At 47.2% G+C, this 15,122-nt stretch carries 11 protein-coding genes; 8 read left to right on the top strand and 3 right to left on the bottom strand.

Going from position 1 to position 15,122, the window contains the following annotated elements; translation table 11 throughout:
• Positions 1-15 precede the first annotated feature (15 nt).
• Together DG177_RS13360 and DG177_RS13355 are read right to left on the bottom strand one after the other, a co-directional pair.
• On the bottom strand, positions 16-1,488 hold the full coding sequence (locus tag DG177_RS13360) for an HlyD family type I secretion periplasmic adaptor subunit (RefSeq protein ID WP_108811928.1): 1,473 nt from the start codon (positions 1,486-1,488) through the stop codon (positions 16-18).
• A complete protein-coding gene (locus DG177_RS13355; RefSeq protein ID WP_108811927.1) occupies positions 1,485-3,665 on the bottom strand; it encodes a type I secretion system permease/ATPase in 2,181 nt (726 codons plus the stop codon). The genes DG177_RS13360 and DG177_RS13355 overlap by 4 nt, the downstream gene beginning before the upstream one ends.
• 623 nt (positions 3,666-4,288) lie before the next feature.
• Here DG177_RS13355 and DG177_RS13350 point away from each other — a divergent pair.
• The 6 genes from DG177_RS13350 to DG177_RS13320 all read left to right on the top strand — a co-directional run bounded on the left by DG177_RS13350 (position 4,289) and on the right by DG177_RS13320 (position 10,147).
• Positions 4,289-5,425, top strand: coding sequence for an integrase arm-type DNA-binding domain-containing protein (locus DG177_RS13350; protein ID WP_108811926.1), 1,137 nt, complete (start codon positions 4,289-4,291; stop codon positions 5,423-5,425).
• Between the two features lie 216 nt (positions 5,426-5,641).
• Complete coding sequence (locus DG177_RS13345) at positions 5,642-5,989, top strand: hypothetical protein (RefSeq protein ID WP_108811925.1); 348 nt, start codon at positions 5,642-5,644, stop codon at positions 5,987-5,989.
• Complete coding sequence (locus DG177_RS13340) at positions 5,989-7,617, top strand: ATP-binding protein (protein ID WP_108811924.1); 1,629 nt, start codon at positions 5,989-5,991, stop codon at positions 7,615-7,617. The genes DG177_RS13345 and DG177_RS13340 overlap by 1 nt, the downstream gene beginning before the upstream one ends.
• Positions 7,618-7,640: 23 nt before the next feature.
• Positions 7,641-8,489, top strand: coding sequence for a response regulator (locus DG177_RS13335; RefSeq protein ID WP_108811923.1), 849 nt, complete (start codon positions 7,641-7,643; stop codon positions 8,487-8,489).
• 273 nt (positions 8,490-8,762) lie between these two features.
• Positions 8,763-9,563 carry a caspase family protein gene (locus DG177_RS13325; protein ID WP_108811921.1) on the top strand — a complete coding sequence of 267 codons (801 nt, stop codon included), beginning with the start codon at positions 8,763-8,765 and terminating at the stop codon, positions 9,561-9,563.
• Positions 9,564-9,742: 179 nt separating this feature from the next.
• The gene (locus tag DG177_RS13320) at positions 9,743-10,147 is read left to right on the top strand and encodes a hypothetical protein (protein ID WP_108811920.1); all 405 of its coding nucleotides are present in this window, start codon (positions 9,743-9,745) and stop codon (positions 10,145-10,147) included.
• A gap of 144 nt (positions 10,148-10,291) precedes the next feature.
• Here DG177_RS13320 and DG177_RS13315 read toward each other — a convergent pair whose 3' ends face one another.
• The gene (locus tag DG177_RS13315) at positions 10,292-12,199 is read right to left on the bottom strand and encodes a hypothetical protein (protein ID WP_337658834.1); all 1,908 of its coding nucleotides are present in this window, start codon (positions 12,197-12,199) and stop codon (positions 10,292-10,294) included.
• 148 nt (positions 12,200-12,347) lie between these two features.
• Between DG177_RS13315 and DG177_RS13310 the strand changes: the two genes are divergently transcribed.
• Entirely contained in the window at positions 12,348-13,742 is a 1,395-nt protein-coding gene (locus tag DG177_RS13310; RefSeq protein ID WP_108811918.1) for a hypothetical protein, read from the top strand.
• Between the two features lies 1 nt (position 13,743).
• Positions 13,744-14,970: a Dyp-type peroxidase gene (locus tag DG177_RS13305; protein ID WP_337658833.1), complete on the top strand. Its 1,227-nt coding sequence runs from the start codon at positions 13,744-13,746 to the stop codon at positions 14,968-14,970.
• Positions 14,971-15,122: the final 152 nt, after the last annotated feature.

The raw sequence follows: 15,122 nt of genomic DNA, 5'->3' as shown, positions 1-15,122 counted from the left end.
TTCTCAATACTTAACTCACCGTTCACGCCCTGCTTCATCCATTGTCTTGGCGAGGGGTGATAGCAGATATTGGATGATACGCCGTTCGCCGGTCTTGATCTCTGCCTGCACCTGTAAACCGGGACCAATGGCCTGGTTCTTGCCATTGATCATAAGGTGGCGCTTGTTGAGCTTGATCCGCGTGGCATAGACCAGTCCGAGATTCTCATCCTGGATCGCATCGCGGCTGATATTGTCGACCACGCCTTCGATCAGGCCGTAGTCGGTAAAGTTAAACGCCTCCAGCTTCACCCGCACCGGCTGGCCTTCATAGATGAACCCGATATCCTTGTTGAGAATCTGCGCGCTGACCTGCACTTCGGCATCATCGGGCACGATCACCATGATCGGTTCGGCGGGTTGCACCACGCCGCCAATGGTCGTCAGAGTAAGTTGCTGCACGGTGCCATTGACCGGCGACTTGATCTGCTGAAACTCGCGCCGACGAGCAGACTTTTGCAGCTCCGCTCCTGCCATCGCTGATTGCCCCTCGGCTTCCGCCATTTCCGCAATCGCGCCGCGACCAAAGGCTTCGCGCAGGCGTCTGATCTGGGCCTCCAGATTGCGGATAGACGCGCGTGCTTCCGCAGCACGGGCGGTTTGCACGGCGATATTCTGGATGTGCTCCACGCGCAATTGCTCAAATTCGAGCAGGCGCAGCCGGGAGAAGTAGCCTTTATCTGCGAGCTCCTGCCTTGCCGCCAGCTGGCGATCAAGCAACGGCAATGTCTGTTCCAGCTTGCTGATCTCGGCCTCTGCGCCGGCAAGCTGTGCCTGCCGTTCGGCGCGCTGCTGCTGGAGGCCCGATTTCTCCGCTTCATATTCCGCGATGGCAGAACGCACAAATTGCGACTGGGTGAGCACAACATCAACCGGCGTGCCTGCGGGCGGAACGAAGCGGGCATCAAGCCCTTGCAGATGGGCCATGAGTGCATCATTGCGGGCGCGCACAATCTCCGCCGACATCAGCTGCTGGGAGCTTTGTGCCTCGTCGGCATTGCTGATGGTGGAGTCTAGTTCGACCAGCAATTGGCCTTTCTTGACCCGCTGACCGTTCTTCACATGGATGGCACGGATGGATCCGATCTCAATCGGTTGAATGATCTTGCTGCTCGCCGAGGGCACCACTTTACCGGTAGCGGTTGCGACTACATCCACTTTGCCGATAAACGACCACAGCAAGGCTATTGCAAACAGGCTGCACAGGATCAGCATCAACCAGCGCAGGCCGGGGCTCGCTGGCTTCTCCATAATCTCCAGGGCAGCCGGCAAAAATTCATGATCGCTTTGCGGCTTGGCATTTTCATCCGCGACATTTTGCTGCGCCCAGCTTTCCCGGAGGATCATCCAATGGCGCGCAAGGCCGGGAAAGCGGCGTGCAAAAAAGCCCTCTTGAGGAGCTTCCTGTTCCGGAACTTCGCTTTCAGAGCTGGCTTGATCTTCGCTCATGCCCCGATACCCATTTGCTTCTTGTAGAGCTTGGCATAGCGGCCATCGGCCTCGATCAGCTCCTCATGGGTACCGATCTCGGTAATATCGCCCGCTTCAACGGTCACAATACGATTGCACTGACGCACAGCGGACAAGCGGTGGGCAATGATCATCACCGTCCGCCCATGCGCGATCTTGCCCAAATTATTCTGGATGATCTCTTCGCTCTCCGCATCCAGTGCGCTGGTGGCTTCGTCCAATATCAAGACACGGGGATCTCCAATTAGCGCTCTTGCAATGGCCAGCCTTTGACGCTGACCACCGGATAGATTGCCGCCCCGTTCTTCAATTATCGTGTCATAACCATGGGGCAGTTCCAAGATAAATTCATGTGCCCCGGCCAGCGTTGCTGCCGCAATCACTGCTTCCATGGGCCGCGTGGAGTCAGCCAGAGAAATGTTCTCGCGGACCGTGCGATTAAACAGGATGTTCTCCTGCAACACCACGCCGATTTGCCGTCGGAGCCAAGCCGGATCAACCAGAGCCAGATCAACACCATCAATCAGCACCCTGCCTTGCTCCGGCACGTAAAGCCGTTGGACCAATTTTGTCAGCGTGGATTTGCCAGATCCCGAAGGTCCGACAATGCCGAGCATCTCGCCCGCTTTGACCTCGAGACTAACACCGCGCAAGGCCTCAGGTGCATCGGGGCGATAGCGAAAGCGTACCTTGTCAAATTCCACCCGACCAGAGATAGGCGGCAAACTCGCGCGATTGGGATTGTGCTCTGGCTCAGCCGGCGCATTGAGAACATCACCCAAGCGATCGACTGAGATACGAACCTGCTGAAAATCTTGCCATAGTTGCGACAGACGGAGGATCGGCTGCGCGACGCGACCGGCCAGCATGTTGAAGGCCACCAGCGAACCCACCGTCAGCGTTCCCGCAATCACGGCCTTGGCACCAAAGAAAAGGATCGCCACGGTCGTCAGTTTGGACACAGCCTGGATCAAATGGCTGCCCCAATTGGACAGGATCGCGACCTTGAAACCTGTTTGCGTATATCCGGAGAAGAGCTTTTCCCACTTGTCCCGCATCTGCGGTTCAACAGCCATGGATTTGAGCGTGCCAATTCCAGTCACGGTTTCGACCAGAAAAGCCTGGTTCTCGGCCCCGCGGCGGAATTTCTCGTCCAGCCGCGCGCGTAGTGGCGGCGTGATAAACAGAGAGATTGCGATATAGATCGGAATGGTCAGCGCAACAATGAGTGTCAGCAACGGAGAATAGATATACATCACCACGAAGAAGACGATGGTAAAGAACAGATCGATCACCACTGTCACCGCGTTGCTGGTCAGAAACTCACGTATGGTTTCCAGTTCGCGCACGCGCGCCACGCTGTCACCCACACGCCGCGCTTCAAAATAGCTCACCGGCAAATTGACGAGATGCCGGAACATATTGGAAGATAGTTCTGCATCGACCCGGTTGGTCGTGTGGGCGAAAAGCCAGTTTCTGAGCGCAGACAAAAAGGTCTCCCAGATCAGCACAACCGCTAGCCCGAACGCGAGTACTTCCAAAGTGGTCAGCGACTGGTGAACCAACACTTTGTCAATCACGAGCTGGAAGAATATCGGGGACGCCAGCCCCATTAGCTGCAGGAAAAAACTGCCGACCAGCACATCGCGCAAGGCACGGCGATATTTGACCAGCGCGGGAATGAACCAGCTGATATCAAAGGGCCGCTTGTCACCCGCGACCTTTTCACGGGATGTCAGGAGGAGCAAACGTCCTGCATATGCCTCATCAAAAGCTTCTGCCGACAAGACTTCCGGGCGCTCCGCATCTCCGCGCTGTATAAGGAAGCGCGGATTGTCGATATCTTCTTCGATCTTTAGCAAAATAAATGCACTGCCGTCGTTTGTTCGCACAATCGCGGGCAGCGGAATCTTGGAGAGCTCTTCTCTGGAGGCATCACGCAACCGCGCAATCAAGCCAAGCTTTTTCCCAATCCGCGACAAATGCTCCAGCGTATAGGGTTCATCGCCCTTGCCACGATCATGATGTATCTGTTGGGGGTCGGCCGGCAGGCCTAGAAATTTAGCAAGCAACACAAAACAGGCCAGCGCCGGATCAATCGGCCCGGTTTGTTCAACAGGTTGATCTATGGTCTGGTCGTCTGCCCTGACGGACATATTTTACGCGCCCCCGCTATACTCAAGCGGCGAGCCATTAGCAGTGATTGCATAGATTCGCCAGCTAAACTGATAACCAATGGTCAATTACACAGATTTACTTGGTTTCTTTTTGTTCGCAGGCATATTTATATCCATTTTGGATGTAAATTGGATTCCTTTGCAAGCTGACAGGATCGAGAGCCATCCTGCGGACTATCGATAGAGTGTAATCTTCGTTTGTGCGCTTACAAAGAACAAAAAGATCGAGCCCGTATTGCTGCAACCACACCTAAGAAGGTGGGCCAGATTCATCCGCACCATAAATAACTGTTTAATTTCGGTAGCTTATTGAAAAGCTTGAATCCCTAAAAGTGACCATTTGGAGATAACGTTAACAGATTTTCTATTTAAGCGTTATTTTTCAATTATTTAAGGATCAAAAACCAATTGCTGGTGCCAGAAGATTCATGGCAGCACTTTTCCATAACTGAACATAACGCAATATATACCTTATATTTCAACTAGCTATGCGAATTTCGGTTGAACATGTCGAATCATAGATTTTCACCTTTTCACACGTCGAAAGGTGAGCTATTAGGGTAGCTGCTAGTTCGAGTCCCAATGTACCAAAAGGTGGGCTGATGCTTTATAACACCCTGACCCAGATGCGCGCCAAAAATTTAGGCGAAGGCAAATATGCCGACGGCCAAGGATTGTGGCTTGTCAAAAGATCAAGGGATGCAGGCAAATGGCAATTGCGGATTGTTATCAGAGGCAAGCGCCGGGAAATGGGTCTCGGGCGCTGGCCCGATGTTTCCATTGCGGAAGCACGCGAACGGGCCGCAAAAGCTAGGCGCGTTGTTCGTGATGGCCTTGATCCAATCGAAGAACGAAAAAAGGAACGTGAAAAACCATTGGCTGTGACACTCGCCGAAGCAGCACAAGGCTGTTTTGAAGCAAAGAAGGCTGGTCTCAAAAACAAGAACGCTGTGAAGCGCTGGATGGGGCTGCTCAATCATCATGTTCTGCCCACCATCGGCGATAGGCCGGTGGAAGATGTTGACCAGCATATGATCAAGAAGACTTTGCAACCCATCTGGCATGAAAAAGCAGAAACCGCGCGCAAAGCGCTTGGCCATATCGGACAGGTTATCCAGTACTCTGCGGCACTTGGGCTAGATGTCGATATGCAGGCAACGATGAAAGCACGGGCCCTGTTAGGGAAGCAAGCTCACAAAGTGCAGCATATTCCATCAATGCCCTACCAAGACGCGCCGAAATTTTATCAGTGGCTCAAAACGCGGTCAGGCGCAGTTCCGCTGGCATTGCGTTTTCTTATCTTGACGGTAGCGCGAACGACCGAAGTTCGACTTGCTACGTTCGATGAGATTGAAGGCGATGTGTGGAAACTGTCAGGCGAGAGAACAAAGACCGGTCAGAAACACCGCATTCCTTTGACCGAGGAAGCGCTTGCTGTTGTTAAGACCGCTCGTGAACAATCGGACAATCAACATCTGTTCAACGCCATGCGTGGTAAACCTATGTCAGATATGGCAATGTCGCTTTTTATGAAGCGTGAGGGCTATGTAGCGCGTCCGCATGGATTTAGGGCGACATTTCGGACTTGGGTGGAAGAGCAAACGGACACGCCATTTGAGGTTAAAGAGACTGCTTTGGGACACTCTGTCGATTCCGGCGTCATAGGAGCTTATCAACGATCGGATCGATTAGAGAAACGGCGTGTCTTGATAAGTGACTGGGCTTCCTTTTTGGTCTAGGGAATAACTCATGCAACTGAAATTCCGACATTGGTATACAAAGAGGTCGAAATAGCGATCACGGAACTTATACAGCCAATAGTCGCATTTGCGACTTTGCTATTGTTATTTGTGAGCACTCCGAAAATGAAAGAGCTATAAAGAAAATGCGACTCGTGTTATCTCTACGATTATAGTATTTATCGAATAACTTTTTTGGATACTGGGTTAAAAACTATGAGAGTTTCATTCTTGTCACCTAAGGAACAATCGCTAAGGGCGATAAATGATGTCCGTCACATCGAAGAACTTGAATTCGAAAACCATGGCATAGCAAAAGTTAAGTCTGATACCGCAACTATGTGCGAACTTGCATTTACCATTTCCACAAACGGCATAGTTTTAGGTACTTTATCGGGTATATTAGCGAATTGGATTTGGGGGAAACTGCAACCCAAAAATGCTTCCGAAAATATCATCGTAATCTTGCATGATGATTCCGGGATAAAAAGGTCCGAACTTGATTTAGCAGACAAAAAAATACTAGCCGATCAAATCACTATGTTTCTGGATCAAGAAGGCTGATGCTAGAGGAAGTCTTCAAGGTCGCTCCGTTCGAAGCAATATTCGGAACTGGAAATTCTCCACCTAGAATTTCCCAGTTACTGGACTCAATCGTTGGAAATAATAATATCGAAGGGGTAGTCCTGTACAGACACGACAATCATTTTGACCAATCGAAAATTCTCAATTTTTCTTCCAACCTTGATGCGGTTCAAGCGAAGAAAATCATTCAGTCCGATTCAAGTGATAAGAGCATTGCGGTTGAGTCACCATCGCGCCAGTTTAATATGAGAGTCGTTTCGTCCAAATGTATACCTGAGAATTGGATTTCAATTTTGTATTGGACTCTTTGCGCAGCTCATAATTTCCGCGAAGCAAAGTGGGTGGGTAAGCTACTCGACCGGATCGCACAACCGATTTCCAACGATCAATCATTTGAGGATTACTGTGCTCGACTTTGCGAGCAAACGTGCGACGCTATGGACAGCCGGTATGTAGTCATAAGGGAAATCAGCGACGACGGTTCATACGAATGTATCGGCGTTTATGATCGCAAAGGCATTTTAGACGATAGTGAGCTTTTGCAGCCGATAAAAAATGGAAGTAAATTGCATTCGCATTTTCGGAAAACAATCAATGCCAATAATAAAGTACCCATCGAGAAAATTGTTAGTTTGTCAACTTCTCAGGATCCGAAACTATTCTCTGAAATTCAGCGTTTGGTAGGATTTTCAGATTTTCAATCGACCTACACTGCCCCCCTTTTCTTTGGAACTGAGACATTTGGCTTTATAAGTTTTGCTTATGACCATCAGGAGCATTTCTCGGATTTAGAAGAAACGGCAATGATTAGCGTTGGGAACCATATAGGCGCAGCAATTGGAAACTATAAGGCCGGTGAAGAGGCCTCACGACTGAGAGATATAAAACTCCGGGAATATGTTGAGAACATCAATTTGGATTTGATACATGGATTTAGACATGCTGCCAGAAATTCACTCCATGCTGCGAGAATGCCTTTTAAAACGCTAGAAAAAAAGTCTGAAAAATTTGATGCGCATTCTCAACAACTCGTCAAAAAAGTCCGAATAGGGTTCGATGAAACTTCACATGCCATAGAAAATATGGGCAATCTGAAGACAATTTATCCCGACGAGATGGAAACTGCAAAGCTTGTTGAAGCCTTTGACGACGCGGTTTCAATTGTTAGTGAATGGGAATCCTTCAAAGAAAGTGGCGTTCAAATTAAGCGGACGCTTCAACAGACTCCTGAAGTTCGGATGCAGAAAACTTCTATTGTCTATGCATTTCTGAATCTGATTCTAAATTCATTGCAGGCTTTTTCTAGTGTGAAAAACAGTAGTAAATCTCATGAAATTCATTTCACATGCAAGATCCAGGGAGACTATGTGGTAGCAAATTATTCAGACAACGGGACTGGATTGAAGTTGGGAAAGGGAGGCATAAAAACCGTACAGGACATATGGATGCCTGGTAAAACAAGTAAGAAAACAGGAACAGGCTACGGCCTTCCGATGGTTCGAGAGGTCATTCAAAGATTGCATAAAGGTTCTATCAACGTTACCGAATGGCGGAATTCGATGGGATTCGAAATAAAAATTCCTATAACTGACATAAATAAAAAATAGGTAAGAACTCGGGGTAAAGATTTGTGAGCGGAGAGATATTACTTGTCGAAGACGAAAAGCGATCGCGAGAAGCAACAAAGGGAATTCTTGAAGAAGAAGGCTTCAAAGTCGTAACTGCAGTCGACAAAGAATCAGCGCTAGAACTGTTTAAAAAACGATGTGCTCATTTGTCTGCTGCGGTCATAGATCTTCGACTTCGTCGATCAAGAACTGATGTGTCAGGCTCTGAGGTCGCGTCGACAATTAAACGAATGGACCCCAAGATTCCGACGATCAGTCTGTCGGCTCATAGCAGAAAATTTCCCAATTTTGATTTTTATTTTGAGAAAGGTTCAGCGGTTCCTGCAAAACGTATCGAAGATAATTTAGACAAAATTGGTTCTGCAATCGCCGAGTTTGAATCCAACAAGGCAACTCTAATTTCTACGAAACTTCAAGAAATAAAAAGGAAGTATCTTATAAATGATACTGATTTCCAACAACTAATCAGTTTGTTGCCGATACCCGCGGTACTCGAGCAGGCTCTTCTTGCAGTTCATGACGCAACTATTGGGGAAGCTGGTGGAGATCATCTTGATTCGAACAGACACATTAGAGTGATCCAAACAGAGCATCCAAAAGCACATGAACTAGGCTTTCGAGTTCCGGTCCCTGTCATTGTGGAACAAAATGAACAAACAGCTATAGCTGAGCTCTATGCTTCGCCACTTGTATATGCCTATGGAGACTCAGTCACGGAGGCTTTAGAAAATTTGTGCGAAAGCCTTGCAGAATATAATTTGGAATTGGCACAAGAAATATCAGACGTAAATCTATCAAGAGATTTGACAAAATTTCAAAGCTATTTGCAAAGCATTTTTTCACATGGCTAGAAAGGTATTTTCTAAGAAACAAGCTGTCTCTGCATTAGAAAAATTGGGTCTAAAACGCAGCAACGCAACACATCATATTCGAGGATTTTTGATAGATCCGAAAGGGATCAAACTTTTTCCGCCTCTTTCGGTTAACAAAGGTTCTGGAGACCTCCCACCTCGAATTCAACGGAAACTTCAAAAAGGCCTAAGGCTCGACGATTCTGAATTCAATGAACTATTTCGCTGTAGTATGAAAAAGAATGAATATTTCAAAATTCGTGAATCCAGAGAATGAAAGATGGGCCGGAAGTTTTTGCAGTAGGGATAGACTCGTATTTTTCATCTGATGGCAGCCAGAATATGGATACATCTCTTATGTTTGCTGCTGAGGACGCAGTAAAATTCGCTCAAAATTCCAGACAGTATCTTGATTCAAATATTCAATATCTAATATCTGATGTTCGAGATTCCGATATTCGCCCTAGTCGCAATAACATATTGTCTGGACTGCAAAAACTTGGCAGCACTGGCAAAGCGCATGTTCCAGGAATTTTTTACTTTTCAGGCCATGGCATCGATACGGAGGGTGTTTTTTCTTTTTGCCCGACAGATTATAGACCAGAAATTCCATCTGATTCCAGTATATCGATACAAACAGTGGTAGACACCTATTCCGAGAAATACCCTTGGAGCCTTATATTGATAGATGCGTGTCGAATTGCACCGGAAGCAGGCATTCAGCAAAATAAGTTAAATTTAATGCCTCGAACCGGATTTACGGTGAAAGACAATCTGATAATTATAACTGCTTGCTCACACGGCCAAAGCGCTTTGGAGTTAAGCAACGTTAAAACAACAAAAGGGAGTATCTTTTCCATATTTTTTTGGGATGCGGTGCTAGACTCATTAAAAAACAAACAACAATTGAGTGTGCTTGAATTGTTTACACAAATTAGGGATAAAGTTTCGATATTTACAAATGAACATTTTCCAGACAAACCGCAAGTGCCGTGCATATACGGACCTGACTATGATCGCTTCCATTTGATCTCAAGTTCAAAACTAGATGGAGACTGCAATCAAGTCGGCTGAACCAATGAGTTTACGTTAGTGCGATTGTGCAACATTAAAACCAGAATCTACATCTTCGCAGATGACCTGAGTTTTGTAATAAGTCCCAAAGATGCTATAGTTTAAGATGTTGAAATGTATGATTTTTCTCCGAAAAACTCTTTATCAATTGGTGGTAAAGAGTTTGACGGAGAAAAATCATGAATTTTGGCAAAATATTCGACCATCAAATATTACCTTCGATCAAAGTATTGGCAGTACAATTGCAATCAGAAGTCAGGAAATTTGTATCCATGTACATTGAACTTGAAATTCGTTCCGATGAAAGTCGATATCAAGTCCGCTCTTTCGGTCAACCATTAGGGTTCACGATCTTTTGTCCCGTAGATCCGTGCAATCAGTCTGAGTTTAACAGGTTTGCAGCGAAAACAATCGCTGATCCAGCGGCGGTATTGCTGGAATATGTTTATGAAAAATATTCGCTGAAAAACTTTTGTATTGGATTGAAAGTTCACAATGCCGAGTTTGGAGGACGCTGCAGCAAACCAAATTGCTTCGTCTATGACGATTCTATTCAAGTGGTGGGAGCCAAGATGGTGGCATGAATCAAAAGGAAGAACTAATCAAAAATGAACTTATAACCACCCTATATGGGTGGTTACTTTTTCAACCTGCAAATAGTGGTAGTCGAAACGGTTCGAAATCGGCTTCGAGGAAATAGATGGCGAAATGGCGTCGAAACGATGGATTCAAAAAGTTGCCAATGAATTTCGTCCGCTTTTGTTTCCTGCAGGCCTGGAGGACAATCCATTTACATAGATTTCCGGGCGTTCCTTTGCGAGCGCCTTCCGCGCTTCCGGTTCAATTGGTCCATTAATATGCCGCAAGTGTTGAATATCAAAGAAAGCAGATACCTCGTCAACTGCAATTGGCTGGGTTCTGTCGACCAAGACAATCTCATTGAGAAAAGGTAAGTGCTTCAGAAGCTTGAGGGACTCTTTGGTATAGCCATCGCCGTACAAGTATAACTCCATCAAAGTCGGCAACGATGCTAGGCCTTCAACTGCCTCTTTTGCCAACTGACTTTGATCAATGGCTAGCGACTGCAGTGTTGGCGCAGCGCCAAGTTGTGCTACCGAACTCGGCGGAAGGCCGGTACCTGGTATGTCAAGGCAGTGCAACGAGGGGAGCGTTAGTAACTTCTCAATTATATTCGTGCTGAGGGAGATAGCTCTCAGTTCCAAAGTATGGAGATATGGATTGCCCACTAGTGTCGTTATGCCAGCTTCCGATATGGGGTTGTCGGAAATGTAGAGCGACTCTAGGCTGGGGAGCTGTGCAAGGCGGGCAAGTGTCGTATCGTCTAGATTAGAACTTGGTGAAAGCAAATTCCTTAAGCCAGGTAGATCACCATCATTGAGTTCCGCGAGAAACTGAGCGTTTCCCCTAAACGACAAACTTCTAAGGTATCTAAGTGGTGCAATCGAACGAATGATATCTCGACTCATTTGTGTGTCGAGTCGAAGTTCTCTCAGGCGAGGTGGCATTTTAAAATTGCCTGCGGGGGATCCGAACATCGTTAGATCTATTTGGGCATCAAGGGTCGCTAGAGTATTTAGCACGGATTGGTCGGGATAGACCCCTAGTTCCAACTCATCTAGTGTCTCCAAATTCGGCAGATCCGCTGCAGAAAAAACCTTTTTACCCATGTAGAGTGACCGGAGTGAAGGAGTTTGAATGACGCAATCTGCAACTGCTGATGCAGAGAACTCGACACCTGCAGCCTTTAGGACGCGCAAATTTGGGAGTCCTGCAAGTTGCGCCAATCCCACATCTGTAACAGGAGTCGAAGAGACGTTCAGGTAGGCCAGCCTAGATAGATTACTTAGGACGCCTAGCGTCGGATCAGATATGCGGCTACCCTCTGCGCTCAGCGTATGCAGATCTGAATTTGCTTCAAGAGTTGGTGCACAATCGTCGTCGATGGGACAATTGTCCATAACAATCCGTTCCAGACCACCGTGCATTCCTAGGGCATTCAGTCCGGCTGAAGTAATATTCGTATCAGCTACATCGATATCCCTTAACCGAGAGAAACTGTGTTGTACTTCAATGTCAGCATCTGCAATCGATAGGCCGCGCACCGATAAGGCAGACAGATTTTCAAGATGCGAAGTTTCTGCCAGAACTGCAGCACCAAGATCGTATGGTGCGAATGAATGGTCATTGCCCTCTTTGGCCCAACCTACCGAGAGCCCCCTAAGATGTGGACACGAAGTGACAATTGTTGAAAGAACTTGCGGAGTTATCGCCAAACCGCGGACATCAATCTCTTCCAGATTTGTCAAGTTCAAAAATATACTACTTAACAAGTCTGCGTCTAGCGAAGCACCATTAAAAGAAAGTGATTCAAGTTCACTAGTTCCTGATAGCAAATCAAGGTCACCGACTTTGATTTGCCGCATCGCGAAATGTCGACCTTTAAGAGAAAGTTTCTTGAGTTTTTGAAACCCCTTAAGTTCTACTGCTGATTTTTCAGTCAGTATAGCCCAAGGCAATTCGACAACAGATAAATGAACTTCTGGGCCGCGCCTTGAGTATTGAAGAGTTCCATCAATATTTTCGTACCAAGGAATTGTTTTTTCTTCTAGGCCCATTAGCATTCTCCAAGGAATTTAGTAATTTTTCTTAGAACATTAAAATTCAATATTTGTGTTGAATCAAGCTTCACAATTGTCTTTTTTATGTTCATGATAAATTAATGAAAAAAAATGAGTCAAATTGAATAAGGTAAAGGGGGGAAATATGGCGTTTCGAGATATTGATAGAACAAAACCGCTTAGTGCGCAGGTGCTGGGTTTAAAAAATAAGTCGATGTCATCAAATTTGACATCCGCCGAAGACGATAGCCCAATTACTGAATACGATGCCCCTGGCGGTGTTGACGATTTCGACAGCGAGGAATTGAAAGCGATTTGGAACAGACGGATTGTCAATGAATTTGAAGATCTGTCGGACTACCATAGCAGGTTCTTTGCCATCGACAGCACGAAAATATCAGACGGGAATGATACTCCAGATGTACGCTGGGCGGCGGATCCGGCCGAGCCAAATTTTTGTTTTGGTATTGAGGCGGCCCGCGAGTTATCGAATTGGCGAATAAAGTCTGGGCACCCTGTACATAGCGCGCTCTCTTCCAAAGGAAGACGCGAGACCCACAATGAATACTGTGAGTATCGGATTATCTTTCATAAAGAGGAAGGCCAACCTCCTAGAGCCAAACGTGTGGTCTTTACAACAGAATTGCGTGAATACTGGATGACGCTCGCGACTTACGCACCGGATCGCTTGAAGTGTGCCTGTTATGATGTTCTTGGGCGCGACGTGGATTGGACGGAGTTGTATGGGCCCGGCGTTGAAGATCCGAGCGAATTGACGGAAAATCAGCGCCTCATTCTGTTTGCCACTTGGGTCTCTGGCGGTGGGGGTGACAGGGACCTAATGGAAGCAGGCGTTCCAATTCATCCGATCGGCGAGTTAAACAACTTAAACGCACTATTCATGACTCATCGGATTAATGGGTTGGATGACCTGCTGTACATCGTCCTTTACGGGGCCCATCCATACGCACGAAAGGACGGTTCAGATTGGGTCCCAGCGACAAAGGATGAAATTTTCAGCAAGACATATTTCGAAGGAGAAGAGTTACCGCCAATTCAACTTGCCTGTAGACACGCTGATCCAGAAGCTGCAACGAAAGCAGCAAAACAGGCGTTTGAAGGCCGTAAACTAGGGTTCGCTAATCCACTAGGAATGTATATCATGTCGTTTGCTGACGCAGATTTTCTTTTCCAAGGAAATACTTTGCCAAGTGATTGGATAAGATTCTCGCGCGGCTCCGGCGATCAGCTTTATCAGCGACTTGAATTCGGGCCACCTGATGACTCACCACATTTTCTTGACGAGATTACGGTCGGCGATGACGAGCTTCCTGTACAAGGGGGCTTCGAAATTGCTCAAAGAATAGAAGTAGGCCCATGGCTCAGGATCGGGTCTCAATCTGACGTAACCGATGACGAGTATGAGCGGTTTGAGGTAGAAGCTCTAGACGAGGACTACGATTGTGCGAAGGCCCCGATTTGTCGAAAGCTAACTAGACTCCGCGACGAGTATGAGGAGGCACGCGAGGACGAGATTTAGAATGAGTGATCAGATACAGGAGGGAATTCACTTCAGGAGTGGGGAATCGCCCCCCCCGCATTTTTCCGTTGTGTTTTTGAATGTCGTTGGTTCACCACAGACCCTTGATGTTCAAGCCTGTCTCGAGAAAATCTGGGAAACGCTCACCGAATTAAAGACTGGACAAGTCCATGATTTGCCTGGGACAACCGTTGACCCTAGTGGGTTAACCGTTCTTATTGGCTTTGGCAGCAGATTTTTCGACTCGCTCTCTAAAGACTCGATTCGACCTTCGGAGTTGCGCCCTTTTCGCAAGCCGAGAGTTGGTGGAGGAGGCCCGATCTCGTTAGGGGCAGGCTTAAGTTTTGATTCGGATGTAGCAGAGAATCCTGCTGATTGTGATTTAGCGATCCAATTCACCGGTGAGACTGCTCTGTCAGTTCGACGAGCGGTGGTAGAGACATGGAAAGCAATTGATCGTTTTCAAGATAGTTTCAATAAGCCCGCGCCACTGCGATTGAATGCTAGCTTCAATGGATTTGGCCGCGAAGATCGCAGAAGCTGGATTGATTTTTTCGATGGCACTTCAAATCTGCGTTCCGAGCAACGCCTTGGAGCCATAGAGATAAAGGAGAGGTCAGGAGACGCGCCGGATAACTGGAAAGAAAATGGAACGTACCTTTGTTACATGCGGATCGCCGTCGATATTTCTAGCTGGCAAAAACTCTCAAGATCACAAAAAGAGCAACTAGTTGGACGAGATATGGTTTCGGGATGCCCCTTAGTTGCCGATGCAAATGGCGGAATCCAGCCTATAAGCGGTTGTCCAGCGAATGCCGGTGGGACGGTCGAAGATGGCCAAAATGAACGATTTCGTTTTGCGCCCCGCCCTGCCTTTGATGCAACACTTCGATCTTCTCACATCCATAGGGCCAACCAAGGCCGTTCGACACCGGCAGATCCAGAGTCTAGATTGGTTTATCGCCAAGGATATGAATTCTTAGAAGGTATTGACGCAAAAGGTTGCCCGCAACTTGGGCTCAACTTCATCAGCTTTCAAGATACGCCTGAACGAATTTTGGGAATGCTCAAAATTCCAGGCTGGTTAGGTCGTGTGAATTTCGGAGGCGATCCAAACAATCAACTCCCGGGAATGGCCAATCTACTCAGAGTGCGCGCCGCGGGATTTTTTGTAGTTCCCCCTCGTAAAGCTGATGATAGTCTCCCCGCTTCTGAATTGTTTATCTAGTCAACTCATTAATAGGGTGGACGATAAAATATAGTGATGGATTGAGCGAAGCACTAGCTTGGATTGGGGGGCGGGTCAAAATTTAAGTCCCGCCTTCAAACCATACATAAAGTGAATTTCATTGCATGAGAAGCAGCAAACAAAGCGAATAC

Origin of the sequence: Sphingorhabdus sp. Alg231-15, from assembly GCF_900149705.1 — a bacterium.
Classification (GTDB): Bacteria; Pseudomonadota; Alphaproteobacteria; order Sphingomonadales; family Sphingomonadaceae; genus Parasphingorhabdus.
This window is presented reverse-complemented; position numbering and strand designations above follow the sequence as displayed.